At 53.8% G+C, this 16,045-nt stretch carries 12 protein-coding genes, 1 tRNA gene and 1 pseudogene; 5 read left to right on the top strand and 9 right to left on the bottom strand.

The genetic code is table 11. From position 1 onward, the window contains the following. Positions 1 to 44: 44 nt before the first annotated feature. The 3 genes from IB222_RS15050 to IB222_RS15040 form a co-directional block, all read right to left on the bottom strand. A tRNA-Ser gene (locus tag IB222_RS15050) sits at positions 45 to 132 on the bottom strand. A 149-nt stretch (positions 133 to 281) separates the two neighbouring features. After that, positions 282 to 959 carry an isochorismatase family protein gene (locus IB222_RS15045; protein ID WP_032939929.1) on the bottom strand — a complete coding sequence of 226 codons (678 nt, stop codon included), beginning with the start codon at positions 957 to 959 and terminating at the stop codon, positions 282 to 284. 16 nt (positions 960 to 975) lie between these two features. Beyond that, positions 976 to 1,836 (bottom strand): pirin family protein, encoded by an 861-nt coding sequence (locus IB222_RS15040; RefSeq protein ID WP_003831674.1) that lies wholly within the window; start codon positions 1,834 to 1,836, stop codon positions 976 to 978. A gap of 108 nt (positions 1,837 to 1,944) precedes the next feature. Here IB222_RS15040 and IB222_RS15035 point away from each other — a divergent pair, with 108 nt between their 5' ends. Then, a complete protein-coding gene (locus tag IB222_RS15035) occupies positions 1,945 to 2,856 on the top strand; it encodes a LysR family transcriptional regulator (RefSeq protein ID WP_149384738.1) in 912 nt (303 codons plus the stop codon). A gap of 79 nt (positions 2,857 to 2,935) precedes the next feature. On the opposite strand, the gene infA is transcribed toward IB222_RS15035, so the two are convergent. The 6 genes and pseudogenes from infA to trxB form a co-directional block, all read right to left on the bottom strand. Continuing rightward, positions 2,936 to 3,154 carry a translation initiation factor IF-1 gene (gene infA, locus IB222_RS15030; protein ID WP_002211347.1) on the bottom strand — a complete coding sequence of 73 codons (219 nt, stop codon included), beginning with the start codon at positions 3,152 to 3,154 and terminating at the stop codon, positions 2,936 to 2,938. After that, positions 3,082 to 3,439: pseudogene (locus IB222_RS15025) on the bottom strand (hypothetical protein). Before IB222_RS15025 ends, infA begins: the two are co-directional and overlap by 73 nt. Beyond that, entirely contained in the window at positions 3,440 to 4,144 is a 705-nt protein-coding gene (gene aat / locus IB222_RS15020; RefSeq protein ID WP_003831883.1) for a leucyl/phenylalanyl-tRNA--protein transferase, read from the bottom strand. Between the two features lie 44 nt (positions 4,145 to 4,188). Further along, entirely contained in the window at positions 4,189 to 5,910 is a 1,722-nt protein-coding gene (cydC, locus tag IB222_RS15015; RefSeq protein ID WP_149384737.1) for a cysteine/glutathione ABC transporter ATP-binding protein/permease CydC, read from the bottom strand. After that, the gene (gene cydD / locus IB222_RS15010; protein WP_149384736.1) at positions 5,911 to 7,677 is read right to left on the bottom strand and encodes a cysteine/glutathione ABC transporter permease/ATP-binding protein CydD; all 1,767 of its coding nucleotides are present in this window, start codon (positions 7,675 to 7,677) and stop codon (positions 5,911 to 5,913) included. Between the two features lie 114 nt (positions 7,678 to 7,791). Then, positions 7,792 to 8,760: a thioredoxin-disulfide reductase gene (gene trxB / locus IB222_RS15005; RefSeq protein ID WP_003831889.1), complete on the bottom strand. Its 969-nt coding sequence runs from the start codon at positions 8,758 to 8,760 to the stop codon at positions 7,792 to 7,794. Positions 8,761 to 9,307: 547 nt separating this feature from the next. On the opposite strand from trxB, the gene lrp reads away from it, so the two are divergent. The 4 genes from lrp to rarA all read left to right on the top strand — a co-directional run bounded on the left by lrp (position 9,308) and on the right by rarA (position 15,997). Continuing rightward, on the top strand, positions 9,308 to 9,802 hold the full coding sequence (gene lrp / locus IB222_RS15000) for a leucine-responsive transcriptional regulator Lrp (protein ID WP_002439523.1): 495 nt from the start codon (positions 9,308 to 9,310) through the stop codon (positions 9,800 to 9,802). 134 nt (positions 9,803 to 9,936) lie between these two features. Then, positions 9,937 to 13,920 (top strand): DNA translocase FtsK, encoded by a 3,984-nt coding sequence (gene ftsK / locus IB222_RS14995; protein ID WP_149384735.1) that lies wholly within the window; start codon positions 9,937 to 9,939, stop codon positions 13,918 to 13,920. A 111-nt stretch (positions 13,921 to 14,031) separates the two neighbouring features. Continuing rightward, positions 14,032 to 14,643 carry an outer membrane lipoprotein chaperone LolA gene (gene lolA, locus IB222_RS14990; protein WP_003831898.1) on the top strand — a complete coding sequence of 204 codons (612 nt, stop codon included), beginning with the start codon at positions 14,032 to 14,034 and terminating at the stop codon, positions 14,641 to 14,643. 10 nt (positions 14,644 to 14,653) lie between these two features. Next, positions 14,654 to 15,997, top strand: coding sequence for a replication-associated recombination protein RarA (gene rarA / locus IB222_RS14985; RefSeq protein ID WP_148362177.1), 1,344 nt, complete (start codon positions 14,654 to 14,656; stop codon positions 15,995 to 15,997). The last annotated feature ends 48 nt before the right edge of the window (positions 15,998 to 16,045 follow it).

The following is a 16,045-nucleotide window of genomic DNA, read 5'->3' as shown; positions in this document are numbered from 1 at the left end:
GCGAAAAAAAAGCCCGTACTTTCGTACGAGCTCTTCTTAAAATATGGCGGTGAGGCGGGGATTCGAACCCCGGATACGTTGCCGTATACACACTTTCCAGGCGTGCTCCTTCAGCCACTCGGACACCTCACCATATTGTATTGCTGCCTGACCGCTTGGGGGGCAACGGGGCGCTACTATAGGGAGTTGCGCTAAAACGGTCAAGCAGAATTTACGTGTTAACTCTCGTTTGGTTACGCATTATACATATTCCTCCGCCCAGGCAGGCGCAGAGGATTGGATTAGCGCTGAGAGTCCAGTTTTTCGCCGTTGGTCACGACTTCCTGAGCTTTGCTGTAGCTTTCGATCAGCAACTGATAAGCCGGGAAGACTTTGGTATACACTTCAGCCCATTCGGCGGCGTCTTCACGGTTCCATGTGCCCTGAATTTCAGAAGCGACGGCGGCGGTATCCATCGGCACAACGCCAGCCTGAACAACTCGAGCCAGGGTGATTTCCTGCGCCATTTTGCTGTAAGTACCGGAAGCGTCGATTACAGCGAAAACCTTATAGCCTTCCGCAACCGCGCTGATAGCCGGGAAAGCCATGCACACGCTGGTAATCGTACCGGCGATAATCAGCGTTTTACGACCAGTTGCTTTGACCGCTTTCACGAAATCTTCGTTATCCCAGGCGTTGATTTCGCCTTTACGCGCCACGTATTGGGCATGCGGCGCATTGGCGTGGATCTCAGGGATCAGCGGGCCGTTAGGTCCCTGCGGTACGGATGCCGTGGTAATCACCGGCATCTTCGCCAGAGTCGCCATTTTAGCCAGCGCGGCGGCACGCGCACGCAGTTCTGGCATTGGCATGTCGCCGACGGTCTGGAACAGCCCGCTCTGATGATCGATAAGCAGCATGACGGAATCATTCACATCGATGACTGGACGTGAACCATTAAAGTTTGCAGGACTGGACATATTCTTCTCCTTCGATTCAGATTTGGCCAAAGCGGCCGGAGTTAAAATCGCGTACGGCTTCAGCGATTTCTTGTTTCGTGTTCATTACAAACGGACCGTAACCTACAATCGGCTCGTTCAACGGTTCTCCAGAAAGCAGCAGCACGCTGGCGTCGCTGGAGGCTTCAATATGCAGCGTTTTCCCCTGCTGGCTCAGCACCACCAGTTGTGCTTCGCTGGCAGACGTAGTGCCGTTTACGGTGATATTCCCTTTCAATACCACCAGGGCAGTGCTCCATCCTTCCGGCTGGGACAACGTGAGCTGATGATTACGTTGCAAACGCATATCCCAGACGTTCAGCGGCGAGAAGGTATGTGCCGGGCCTTTTGTATCCTGATAGCTGCCCGCAATCACACGAACGCTCCCTGCTTCATCAGGCAGGGCGACAGTGGGGATCACATCGCTGCTGATGCCCTGGTAACCCGGAACGGCCATTTTGTCTTTTGCTGGCAGATTGACCCACAGCTGTACCATTTCCAATTCGCCACCCTGACGGGTAAATTCAGGTGAATGGAACTCTTCGTGTAATATTCCTGCTCCTGCGGTCATCCACTGCACGTCGCCGGGGCCGATAATGCCGCCGCGACCGGTTGAATCACGGTGTTCAACTTCGCCGCTGTACACGATGGTCACCGTCTCAAAACCACGGTGAGGGTGTTCGCCTACGCCGCGTTTTTCGTTACCCGGCGTAAACGTATGTGGACCGGCGTAATCCAGCAGCAGGAACGGACTTAGCTGTTCAGCATGAGACTGGTAAGAAAACATCGAGCGAACCGGAAATCCATCGCCAACCCAGTGCGGGCGAGGTGCGGTGTAGACGCCTGTTACTTGTTTCATATGTGTCTCCTCAGTAGCGTTGTCTTGATGTGAATAAGCTTATATTCATGACAGCGAGCTGAGTAGTAGCTAAAATAGTCCTCACTGTCTCATAAATAGGACAATTGGATGACGAAGCCAGATCTCAATGATTTTGCATGGTTTGTGCATGTTGTAGAGGAAGGGGGATTCGCGGCGGCGGGTCGGGCGCTTGATGAACCAAAATCAAAACTGAGCCGACGGATAGCGCAGCTGGAAGAGAGGCTGGGAGTTCGACTGATTCAGCGAACCACCCGCCAGTTTAACGTGACGGAAGTTGGGCAAACCTTTTACGAACACTGTAAGGCGATGCTGGTGGAAGCGCAGGCAGCGCAGGATGCGATTGCCGCGTTACAGGTTGAACCGCGTGGCGTGGTGAAGTTGACGTGTCCGGTCACGCTGCTGCATGTGCATATCGGGCCGATGCTTGCCCGTTTTATGGCGCGTTATCCTGACGTATCAGTGCAACTGGAGGCTACTAACCGCCGCGTGGACGTTGTTGGAGAGGGCTTGGACGTGGCGATTCGCGTCAGGCCCCGACCATTTGAGGATAGCGACCTGGTGATGCGTGTGCTGGCGGACAGGGGGCATCGTTTGTATGCCAGCCCGCAGTTAATCGAGCAAATGGGAACGCTACATTCTCCGGCGGAGCTGACGCGTTGGCCGGGCCTGAGTCTGGCGACGGGTAAACATGTGCATCGTTGGGAGTTATTCGGGCCGCAGGGCGCACGTGCGGAGGTGCATTTCACGCCGCGTATGATCACCACCGATATGCTGGCGTTACGTGAAGCCGCAGTTGCCGGTGTGGGGGTAGTTCAACTTCCACAGCTGATGGTAAAAGATCAAGTAGCTGCGGGTGAACTGGTGGCATTGCTCGACGGCTGGGAACCGAAGCGAGAAATAATTCACGCAGTCTTTCCATCACGCAGGGGATTATTGCCGTCAGTACGCACATTAGTGGATTTCTTAACGGAAGAATATGCGCGGATGATTGAGGATTAAATACCTGACCTTGGCCCACAAAAAAGGCCGGTTAAACCGACCTTTTATTATCTGGACGCCATTCGGGCGTTAAAAACAATCAGCGACTACGGAAGACAATGCGGCCTTTGCTCAGGTCGTACGGGGTCAGCTCAACAGTCACTTTGTCGCCCGTCAGGATGCGGATATAGTTTTTACGCATTTTACCGGAGATGTGTGCAGTAACCACGTGACCGTTTTCTAACTCTACGCGGAACATGGTATTAGGTAACGTATCGAGAACGGTACCCTGCATTTCAATATTGTCTTCTTTGGCCATCTAATCCTCTGGGGTATCACTACCGTAATTTGAACCGGCAAGATAATGCCGAAGTTCTTTTAATAAGTAAAGATTTGTGCGTTTAAAACACAGCAAATCGGGTTTGGCGCATTACTCTAACCACACACGGCAAAGCCGCACTTAAAGCGCAACGTGTAAGGGAACGAGGAGATAAACGATAGGCGTTGCCTGACGCGAACTGTTCCTTAACGGCGGCGGGGTAATGGGCTAAACCAACTCTGCGCGACAATTATAACACCCCGACAAAAAATGTGCCGAAAACATTCACCCCTGAGGCGAAAATAACGTCCTGGGAACCCAGAAATGGCTCGGTAGCCGCTGCTGGCGCAGTCTGCTCAGGTGTTCAAGGTACTCCCGACGTGGGGTTTCGACGGCGCCCAGCGAAGCTGTATGGCTATTTAATACCTGGCAGTCGATTAATTTTCCGCCCTGACGGATAAATTCAGTGCAAAAAACAAGCAGTGCGGTTTTGGACGCATTTTCCTGACGGCTGAACATTGATTCGCCACAAAATAGCGTACCTTGCGCCACGCCATACATACCGCCCACTAACTCATTTTGTCGCCATACTTCAATGGAGTGCGCATGGCCCAGCTCGTGCAGGCGATGGTAGGCGTCGACTACATCATGCGTTATCCAGGTGCCTTCTTCCCGGTTGTTCGCGCAGCCTTCAATCACCTGACCGAACGCGTAATTGAGCGTCACGCGATAAGGCGAGTTTTTATGAAAACGTTTCATGCTGCGGCTGAGATGAAATTTCTCGGGCCAAAGAATGGCGCGTGGATCGGGCGACCACCAAAGAATGGGGTCGCCAGGTGAAAACCACGGGAAAATTCCGCGCTGGTAGGCCATTAACAGTCGGGCTGGACTGAGATCGCCGCCAAGCGCCAACAAACCGTTAGGCTCGCGTAAAGCGCCTTCCGGTGAAGGGAAGGCTATAGAATGGCGGGACAATTGCACCAGGCGCATGACAGCGAAACTCCACTACGCGAGTTTGATCGTTCAATAATAGCTTACAGACGTTGCTTAAACTGGTAATAACGCCCCTGCCGGGCTAACAAATCTGCGTGATTACCTTGCTCAATAATGTGTCCGTTGTCCATCACTATTATTTGATCAAAACGTGACAAGCCGCGCAGACGATGTGTCACCATCAGTACGGTTTTATCGCGCATGACATCGCCAATTAATTCAAGCATTTGGCTTTCTGTTGTGGCATCAAGCCCTTCGGTCGGTTCATCCAGCAGCATCAGTGGGGCATCGTGCAATAAGGCGCGGGCGATAGCCAGACGACGGAGTTCGCCGCCAGAAAGCTGACGACCGCCTTCGCCTAACCAGGCATTGAGTCCATCACCCTCTAGCAGTTTGTTCAGACCGACGCGGCACAGCATTGCGGATAATGTGTCATCACTGGCGTGCGGTGCTGCCAGCAGCAGGTTATCACGCAGCGTCGCGCTGAACAGGTGCACGCGCTGTGGCACGACGCTGATGCTCTGGCGCAGAATGGCTTCACTGAGGGCTGAAATCGGCTGCTCATTAATCAGAATTTCGCCGTGCTGCGGATCCCATGTGCGGGTCAGCAATTGTAGTAACGTTGACTTACCGCAGCCGGTGCGACCGAGAATCGCAATGTGTTCACCGGGCTGAGCCTGCAGCGAAAGGGTGTCGAGCGCTTTTTGTGCTTGCCCCGGATAGCTGAATGAAACATCGCGTAGCGTGAGAGTGACCTGCTCAGAAACTGGAGAACTGGCATCCGGGAAGGTGACTTCTGGCTGCTGTTCGGTCAGTTCGGTGATGCGCAGCGCAGAGGCAATAACCTGTCCGAGATGCTGAAACGCGCCGGTGACGGGTGCTAATGCTTCAAACGCGGCCAGCGCACAGAAGACAAACAGCGCGATCAGCGCGCCAGGCTGGGTATTGCCACCCACGCCGCCGGAGGCCATCCATAACATCACAACCACTGCCAGTGCGCCGACTAACAGCATGACCGCCTGTGATAGCGCCGTTAATTCAGACTGACGTCGTTGGGCTTCATGCCACTGCAACTCGGTGGCTTCCATTTGGGCGCGGTAACGTTCACTGGCGCCAAAGATGGTCAGTTCAGCCTGGCCCTGCAGCCAGGATGTTAACTGCTGGCGATACTGCCCACGTAAATGCGTCAAGCTTTGCCCGGTGCTTTTACCTGCCTGATAAAAGAGTGGGGGCAGGATAAATAAGGTCAGCAGCATAATACCGCCGAGAGTGATAGCCAGCGTGAAATCGAGAACGCTTAGCCCCAGCGTGACCACCATGATGACGACAAAAGCGCCCACAAGCGGGGAGAGCACGCGCAAATAAAGATGATCGAGCGTGTCGACATCTGCCACTACGCGGTTAAGCAATTCACCTTGTCCATAACGGGACAGGCCAGCAGGGGAGAGCGGCAGCAGTTTGCTGAAGGTATAAATACGCAAATGTTGCAGCACGCGGAACGTCGCATCGTGGCTGACCAGCCGCTCGAAATAGCGGCCCGCGGTTCGGGTGATTGCCGCACCGCGTACCCCGGCAGCAGGGAGCATATAGTTAAAACTGTAAATTCCGGTGACACCCACCACAGCAGAAGCCGACAGGAACCAGCCGGAAAGCGTCAGCAAACCAATACTTGCCAGCAGTGTGACGATCGCCAGAACGATCCCCAGGGTTAACATCCATTTGTGACGTTTATACAGCGTCAGATAAGGTAGCAAAGCGCGCATTTAGATGTCCTCCTGACGATGAGCCAGTAATGTCGCAAACGCCCCGTTGGCTGCGCTAAGTTCGGCATAAGAGCCTTGTTCAACGATCTGTCCGTCCTGCATCACCCAGATAACGTCCCAGTCGGCAAGATCTTCAAGTTGGTGTGTCACCATCAGCGTGGTCTGGCGGCGTGACGCTGCTTTCAACGCCTGCATCACGCGTTGTTCGCTGTGTGCATCAAGGCTGGCGGCGGGCTCGTCAAGCAGCAACAACTGACATGGATTGAGTAAGGCGCGAGCCACGGCAACGCGCTGCGCTTGTCCGACAGAAAGTCGAGCAGCCTGATCGCCTACTGGTGTATCCACACCCTGTGGCAGAAGTGGTAAAAACTCACTGACCCAGGCGCTGTCGAGTGCGGCCTGCAGCTGTTCTTCGCTGGCATCGGGGCGAGCGAGCAGCACGTTATCGCGTAACGTGGCGGCAGGGAGCTGCGGATTTTGTCCAACCCAGGACAGCTGTTTGCGCCAGCAATCAGGCGACAGGTCGCGCAGCTCAAAGCCGTTAATCCGCAGCGAACCCTGATAAGAGAGAAAACCGGACAGGACATTGAGCAACGAACTTTTGCCGGAACCGCTGCGGCCAACCAGCACCGCGCGTTGGCCCGCTGGCAGGGTAAAGTTGAGCGGACCTGCAAGCACTTTACCTTCCGGCGAGGTGATGACCAGATCTTCTGCTTCAATTGAAACTGCGTCTTTTGTTGTCAGCTCAATATCGCCACGCTCAGGATGTGCAAGCGGGGTTTCCATGAAGGTTTTCAGACTATCCGCGGCACCAACGGCTTGCGCTTTGGCGTGATAAAACGTGCCCAGATCGCGCAGGGGCTGGAAAAATTCCGGCGCCAGAATGAGCGCGAGGAAGCCAGCAGCCAATGTGACGCCTGTCCCGTAGTGGCCAAAATCGAGTTCACCGAGGTAGGAAAAACCGAAGTAAACCGCGACCAGTGCGATGGACAGGGAGGTAAAGAACTCAAGGACACCGGATGACAGAAACGCCAGGCGCAGGACTTCCATGGTGCGCTGGCGGAAATCTTGTGACGCTGCGCGGATGCTTTCTGTTTCAGCTTCACCGCGACCAAAGATTCTTAGCGTCTCCATACCCCGCAGGCGATCGAGAAAATGGCCACTGAGGCGAGCAAGAGCCTGAAAATTGCGGCGGTTAGCGTCGGCTGCACCCATACCAACCATCGCCATAAACAACGGGATCAGCGGGGCAGTTCCAAGCAGAATAAGGGCGGCTACCCAGTTTGACGGGAATACCGCTGCCACGATCAATAAGGGGACGCATACGGCCAGCGCCATTTGCGGCAGATAACGTGCATAGTAATCATGCATGTCATCAATCTGTTCCAGGATTAGCGTAGCCCAGCTCCCGGCTGGTTTGCCTTGTATCCAGGCGGGACCTGCTTGTTGCAGACGGTCAAGCACCTGGCGGCGAATCTCAAAGCGGATATGTTGGCCAGCATGAAACCCGACGTGTTCGCGTAACCTGACGACCCATGCTCGCAGGATGAAAATCAATACCAGCACAATGAAAGGGAGCAGAAGCGCCTCTCTGGGGATATTGTCCATGATCATATGGTCGAGAATTCGGGCCATGAGCCAGGCCTGAGCGACAATTAACAGGCCGCTCACGAACCCCAACAGGCGTGAAATGTTCAGCCATCGTTGGGAAATTACACTTTGCTGTTTTAACCAGCGGGTCAGCTCTTTTTGACGGGTTTTATTCATTGCACGCTTAGCAGGTGAGTTATTGGAATTTTTGGGCAGGACAATGTTACAACGAGGCAAAAATAAAGGCGACTTATAGTCGCCTTTTTTACTTTTGTTACTGATTTGTAAAACTTATTTGCAAGCGTCTGCCAGACCGTCGAGATAACGCTCTGCGTCAAGCGCAGCCATGCAACCGGTGCCTGCTGAAGTGATCGCCTGGCGATAAATATGGTCCATCACGTCACCGGCGGCGAATACACCCGGAATGCTGGTTTGGGTGGCGTTACCATGAATACCGGACTGAACTTTGATGTAGCCATTTTCCAGTTCTAGCTGACCGTCGAAAATGGCGGTATTCGGGCTGTGACCGATAGCGACAAACAGCCCTGCAACGTCAAGTGACTCGACGTTGTCAGTGTTTTGCGTATCGCGCAGGCGCAGTCCGGTTACGCCCATTTGATCGCCGGTCACTTCTTCCAGTGTGCGGTGGGTATGCAGCACGATGTTGCCGTTTTCGACTTTATCCATCAAACGCTTGATCAGGATTTTCTCGGCGCGGAAGCTGTCGCGACGGTGAATCAAATGCACTTCAGATGCGATATTCGCCAGGTACAGCGCTTCTTCAACAGCAGTGTTGCCGCCGCCGATCACCGCAACTTTTTGATTACGGTAGAAGAAACCGTCGCAGGTCGCGCAGGCGGAAACGCCACGGCCTTTGAAGGCTTCTTCTGAAGGCAGACCCAGGTAGCGTGCTGACGCACCGGTGGCGATGATCAGTGCGTCACAGGTGTATTCACCGCTGTCGCCGGTCAGACGGAAAGGGCGGTTTTGCAGATCAACTTTGCTGATATGATCAAAAATAATTTCAGTTTCAAATTTGGTCGCATGTTCGTGCATGCGTTCCATCAGCAATGGGCCTGTGAGATCGTGCGGATCGCCAGGCCAGTTCTCCACTTCTGTTGTTGTGGTCAACTGACCACCTTTTTCCATACCGGTAATCAGTACCGGTTGCAGGTTCGCGCGTGCAGCGTAGACCGCAGCGGTATACCCCGCAGGGCCAGAGCCCAGAATAAGAAGTTTACTGTGTTTGGTTGCGCCCATGAGATCCCCATAGTTGTTAGCAGGCAATGAGCAGGATTGTAGGGAATTTACAGGCGTAAAAAAAGAGTATGGCGATTTTGTTAACAATATGTGTAATAGCGGGAACCGATGAACGGCAGAATTAGTCGTAATACTATAACGATTTCTACTTAAAATCGGTCAGTTATAAGGTGATAAAATGACGATTTTCCATCACTGCGAATGAATAACTGGCATGTTGTACTAAAAATCGATGTTTTGCTTTGACAATCCCCTGCTGTTTTGCGAAAACATTCAAGGAAGAAAAAAACTGTGTCATGTATGTGCTGCATAATCATGCATGTAGATACCATGTTTACCGTGTTAGCGAAATCTACGCATGGTGTGGACAGATGCCATTCGTGATGTCGATAGCCGCCGACAGGCAACGGTCTTCTCACCATAAACCCAGACATTGCGAACCGAAAATCCCTCTGGGTTGCGGTTTATCTTGATGGGTAGCGACTCTGAACAGTGATGTTGGTAGAGTCAGGCAGGAGTAGGGAAGGAATACAGAGAGACAATAATAATGGTAGATAGTAAGAAGCGCCCTGGCAAAGATCTCGACCGTATCGATCGTAACATTCTTAATGAGCTGCAAAAGGATGGGCGTATTTCTAACGTCGAGCTTTCTAAACGTGTGGGACTTTCACCAACGCCCTGCCTTGAGCGTGTGCGTCGGTTGGAAAGACAGGGTTTTATTCAGGGCTATACAGCGCTGTTAAACCCGCATTATCTGGATGCATCACTTCTGGTTTTTGTTGAGATTACTCTGAATCGTGGCGCCCCGGATGTGTTTGAACAATTTAACTCTGCAGTACAAAAACTTGAAGAAATTCAAGAGTGTCATTTGGTTTCCGGTGATTTCGACTATTTGCTGAAAACACGCGTACCGGATATGTCAGCATACCGTAAGCTGTTGGGGGAAACCCTGCTGCGTCTGCCTGGCGTGAATGACACACGTACTTATGTAGTAATGGAAGAAGTCAAACAGAGCAATCGTCTGGTAATTAAGACGCGCTAACACGGAACAGGTGCAAAATCGACGCAGTTTGATTACACTCCTGTTAATCCATACAGCAACAGTGCCGGGGCAACCCGGTGCTGTTGTCCGTTTTAGCATCGGGCAGGAAAAGCCCGAAACCTGGAGAGCCGTTTTTGAGCCAGGAATACACTGAAGACAAAGACGTCACATTGACGAAGTTAAGCAGCGGGCGCCGACTTCTGGAAGCGCTACTGATCCTTATTGCCCTTTTTGCCGTCTGGTTGATGGCTGCCTTACTCAGCTTTAACCCTTCGGATCCCAGTTGGTCGCAAACCGCGTGGCATGAGCCTATCCATAATCTGGGCGGAATACCTGGAGCATGGCTGGCGGACACGCTGTTCTTTATTTTTGGCGTCATGGCCTACACTATCCCCGTCATCATTGTCGGTGGCTGCTGGTTTGCCTGGCGACATCAGGCCAGCGACGAATACGTCGATTATTTTGCCGTCTCGCTGCGCATTATTGGCGTTCTGGCGCTGATTCTCACTTCCTGCGGGCTGGCCGCAATTAACGCCGATGACATCTGGTATTTCGCCTCTGGCGGCGTGATCGGCAGTCTGCTCAGCACCACGCTACAACCATTGCTGCACAGCAGCGGCGGCACGCTGACGTTGTTGTGCATTTGGGCTGCGGGATTAACGCTGTTCACCGGTTGGTCATGGGTGAGCATTGCGGAAAAACTGGGCGGCTGGTTACTCAATATCCTGACGTTTGCCAGCAACCGTACCCGCCGCGACGATACTTGGGTCGATGACGAAGAATATGAAGACGAAGAAGAGTCTGTCGACGCCGCTGATGGCAAACCCCATGAATCGCGCCGAGCTCGTATCCTGCGCGGTGCGTTAGCGCGCCGTAAACGTCTGGCTGAGAAATTTACCAACCCGCTTGGTCGTCATACCGATGCGGCGCTGTTCTCCGGCAAACGCATGGATGATGAAGACGAAATTGAATACAGCGCCCGTGGCGTGGTTGCCGATCCTAATGATGTGCTGTTTTCCGGTAATCGCGCGACGCTGCCTGAATATGACGAACTTGATCCGCTCCTTAACGGCCACTCGGTGACCGAGCCTGTAGCTGCAGCAGCTGCAGCTACAACGGCCGCTCAGGCCTGGAGCGCACCGGTTGATCCGTTGCTGCAAACGTCGCCCGTGACCAACACTGTTATGGAGCAACCGGTCCCAACTGTGGCCTGGCAACCCGTGCCTGGCCCGCAAACCGGTGATGCCGCGATTGCACCAGCGCCTGAAGGTTATCCGCAGCCAGCCCAGTACGCGCAACCTCCGGTGCAGCAGCCGTATGAGCCATGGCAACAGCCGGTTGTGGAGCAGAGTCCGCAGCCGCAATATTACGCACAGCAGCCCGTTGAACCTGTTTATACGCAGCCTGTCGCGCCGCAGCCGGAACCTGCTTATCAGCCGGAGCCCGTGCTGCAACCTGTCTATCAACAGGATCCGATCTCTCAACAGAACGCCGCATTCCAGCAGCCGGCTTATCAGCCGGAGCCTGTGCAGCAACCTGTCTATCAGCAGGATCAAACTTTTCAACAGAGCAACCCGTTCCAGCAGCCTGTGGTTGAACAACCGCCGGTGGTGGAACCTGAGCCCGTGGTTGAAGAAGTTAAACCGACTCGTCCGCCGCTTTATTACTTTGAAGAAGTCGAAGAGAAACGTGCGCGTGAGCGTGAGCAACTGGCCGCATGGTATCAGCCGATTCCAGAACCTGCTCAGGAGCCTGAGCGTGTTAAGCCGTCTACGCCATCAATGCCGACGACTACATCCATACCACCGGTTGAGTCTGTTGCTGCCGTTGCACCGCTGGCCGCTGGCGTAAAAAGCGCCGCGTTAGGGGCAGGTGCCGCTGCCGCAGCTCCTGTCTTTAGCCTTGCAGGCAGCGGTACGCCGCGTCCGCAGGTGAAAGAGGGCATTGGCCCGCAGTTGCCGCGTCCGAATCGTGTGCGCGTGCCTACTCGTCGTGAGCTGGCGTCATATGGCATAAAACTGCCGTCACAGCGTATGGCTGAAGAGAAAGCGCGCGAAGAGCAGCTTGATACAGATGCGTACAGTGACGATGAAATGGATGCAATGCAGCAGGACGAGCTGGCACGTCAGTTCGCTCAGTCGCAGCAGCATCGTTATGGCGAAGAGTATCAGGACGATACCCACCAGACTGATGACGAAGATTCAGCCGCAGAAGCGGAGCTTGCTCGCCAGTTTGCTTCTTCTCAGCAGCAGCGTTATTCCGGTGAACAGCCTGCCGGAGCGAATCCGTTCTCCCTCGATGACTTTGAATTTTCGCCAATGAAAACGCTAGTGGATGAGGGTCCGCATGAGCCGCTGTTTACGCCTGGCGTAATGCCGGAGCCCGCGCCGCAGTACCAGGAACCAGTTGCGCCGCAGCAGCACTATCAGCAACCGGCACAGCCAGTTGCACCACAGCAGCACTATCAGCAACCGGCACAGCCAGTTGCACCACAGCAGCATTATCAGCAACCGGCACAGCCAGTTGCACCACAGCAGCATTATCAGCAACCAGCGCAGCCTGTTACACCGCCGCAGGATAGTCTGATCCATCCGCTGCTGATGCGTAATGGGGATAGTCGTCCGGCGCACCGTCCAAGCACGCCGCTGCCATCGTTAGATCTGCTCACGCCGCCGCCGAGCGAAGTTGAGCCGATAGATACGTTCGCACTAGAACAAATGGCACGTCTGGTGGAAGCGCGTCTGGCGGATTTCCGCATTAAAGCCGATGTGGTGAACTACTCTCCTGGCCCGGTGATTACCCGCTTTGAGCTTAATCTGGCTCCAGGGGTTAAAGCGGCGCGTATTTCTAACCTGTCACGAGATCTGGCGCGTTCATTGTCGACCGCGGCGGTACGTGTGGTCGAGGTTATTCCAGGCAAACCGTATGTCGGACTGGAGTTACCGAACAAAAAACGTCAAACCGTTTATCTGCGTGAAGTGCTGGATAACGCTAAATTCCGTGATAACTCATCTCCGCTGACTGTGGTGCTGGGCAAAGATATTGCAGGCGAACCGGTGGTGGCCGATCTGGCTAAAATGCCGCACCTGCTGGTGGCAGGGACAACCGGTTCCGGTAAGTCTGTTGGGGTGAATGCCATGATCCTCAGCATGCTGTACAAAGCGCAGCCGGAAGACGTTCGCTTTATCATGATTGACCCGAAAATGCTGGAACTTTCTGTTTATGAAGGTATTCCACATCTGCTGACTGAAGTTGTGACCGACATGAAAGATGCCGCCAATGCCTTGCGTTGGAGCGTCAATGAAATGGAACGTCGCTACAAACTGATGTCGGCGCTTGGCGTGCGTAACCTTGCCGGTTATAACGATAAGATTGCTGAAGCCGCCCGTATGGGACGTCCGATTCCAGACCCATACTGGAAGCCGGGCGACAGCATGGATGTTCAGCATCCGGTGCTGGAAAAACTGCCGTATATCGTGGTGTTGGTGGATGAATTCGCTGACCTGATGATGACCGTTGGCAAAAAGGTGGAAGAACTGATCGCTCGTCTGGCGCAAAAAGCGCGTGCGGCGGGGATCCATCTGGTGCTGGCAACCCAGCGACCATCAGTTGACGTTATCACCGGTCTGATTAAAGCGAACATCCCGACGCGTATCGCCTTTACAGTGTCCAGTAAAATTGACTCGCGTACCATCCTTGACCAGGGCGGCGCGGAATCGCTGTTGGGTATGGGTGACATGCTTTATTCTGCACCAAACTCGACGATCCCTGTACGTGTACACGGCGCCTTTGTACGCGATGAAGAAGTTCACGCGGTGGTGCAGGACTGGAAAGCGCGCGGCCGTCCACAATACGTTGATGGCATTACCTCTGACAGCGAAAGCGAAGGCGGCGGTGGCGGCTTTGATGGTGGCGAAGAACTGGATCCGCTGTTCGATCAGGCGGTGAACTTTGTTACTCAGAAACGCAAAGCCTCAATCTCCGGCGTCCAGCGTCAGTTCCGTATCGGTTACAACCGAGCGGCGCGCATCATCGAACAGATGGAAGCGCAGGGAATAGTCAGCGAACAAGGGCATAATGGTAATCGTGAAGTGCTGGCTCCGCCGCCCTTCGAATGATTGCAAAGTTAAGTAATTCAGTATTTTCTACTTTCCTCATGCTGATTTTTGGCCTGAAATGGATAGCAGAGGGATCTCCCCGTTGGGAGTGACGTATTTTGAGGAATAACGATGAAAAGAATCGCAATCACCTGTGCATTACTGTCTAGCTTTGTGGTGAGCAGCGTCTGGGCTGACGCTGCCAGCGACCTGAAAAGCCGTCTGGATAAAGTCAGTAGCTTCCATGCCAGCTTTACTCAGAAGGTCACGGACGGTAGCGGCGCGGCGGTGCAGGAAGGTCAGGGCGACTTATGGGTTAAACGCCCTAATCTGTTTAACTGGCATATGACGCAGCCTGACGAGAGCATCCTGGTTTCCGATGGTAAAACGCTGTGGTTCTTTAACCCGTTTGTTGAGCAGGCGACTGCGACCTGGTTGAAAGACGCCACGGGTAACACTCCGTTTATGCTGATTGCGCGTAACCAGGCCAGCGACTGGCAACAGTACAACATTAAGCAAAACGGCGACGATTTCGTGCTGACGCCAAAAACCAGCAGCGGTAACCTGAAGCAGTTTACTATCAATGTTGGGCGGGACGGGACGATCCACCAGTTTAGTGCCGTTGAGCAAGACGATCAGCGCAGCAGCTATCAGCTGAAATCCCAGCAAAATGGTGCGATTGAACCTTCGAAATTTACCTTTACCCCGCCGCAAGGTGTAACGGTTGACGATCAACGTAAGTAGAGGCGTGTGAGTGAGCAATCTGTCGCTCGACTTTTCTGATAATACCTTTCAGCCACTGGCCGCACGTATGCGGCCAGAAAATTTAGCGCAGTACATCGGCCAGCAGCATCTGCTGGCTGCGGGTAAACCCTTGCCGCGCGCCATCGAGGCCGGGCACCTGCACTCCATGATTTTATGGGGGCCGCCGGGGACGGGGAAAACCACGCTAGCCGAAGTTATTGCCCGTTACGCCAACGCCGATGTTGAACGAATTTCTGCGGTTACGTCTGGCGTAAAAGAAATTCGTGAAGCGATTGAGCGTGCGCGTCAGAATCGTAACGCAGGTCGACGTACTATCCTGTTCGTGGACGAAGTTCACCGTTTTAATAAAAGCCAGCAGGATGCGTTTTTACCGCATATTGAAGACGGTACCATCACGTTTATTGGCGCCACCACAGAAAACCCCTCGTTTGAACTGAACTCGGCACTGCTGTCGCGTGCGCGTGTTTATTTACTGAAGTCGTTAACCACCGACGATATTGAACAGGTGCTGGACCAGGCGATGTCAGACAAAGCCCGTGGTTACGGCGGCCAGGATATCGTACTGCCGCCAGAGACGCGTCGGGCGATTGCCGAACTGGTTAATGGCGACGCGCGGCGAGCGCTGAATACGCTGGAAATGATGGCCGATATGGCCGAAGTTGATGATTCTGGCAAGCGCGTATTGAAGGCCAAGTTGCTCACTGAAATTGCCGGTGAACGCAGCGCGCGTTTCGATAATAAAGGCGATCGCTTTTACGATCTCATCTCCGCATTACACAAATCGGTTCGCGGCAGCGCCCCGGATGCGGCACTTTATTGGTATGCGCGCATCATTAGTGCAGGTGGTGATCCGCTGTATGTTGCTCGTCGCTGTCTGGCAATTGCCTCTGAAGATGTGGGCAATGCCGATCCTCGCGCCATGCAGGTGGCAATTTCCGCATGGGACTGCTTTACCCGAGTGGGACCCGCGGAAGGTGAACGAGCGATTGCTCAGGCGATTGTTTATCTGGCCTGCGCGCCGAAAAGTAATGCGGTTTACACCGCCTTCAAAGCCGCGCTGGCTGATGCCCGCGAACGTCCGGATTACGACGTGCCGGTCCATCTGCGCAATGCGCCAACTAAGCTGATGAAAGAAATGGGCTATGGTCAGGAGTATCGTTACGCCCATGATGAACCAAATGCCTATGCCGCCGGAGAAGAGTACTTCCCGCAGGAAATGGCACAAACGCGCTATTATCACCCCACAAACAGAGGTCTTGAAGGCAAGATTGGCGAAAAGCTCGCCTGGCTCGCCGGACAGGATCAAAATAGCCCTATAAAACGCTACCGTTAGTGTTATCGTTGCGGTAATGTTGTCTCTGTATCCCTGTGACCGCAGGCT

This window comes from Citrobacter sp. C13, from assembly GCF_014596815.2.
GTDB lineage: Bacteria > Pseudomonadota > Gammaproteobacteria > Enterobacterales > Enterobacteriaceae > Citrobacter > Citrobacter portucalensis.
This window is presented reverse-complemented; position numbering and strand designations above follow the sequence as displayed.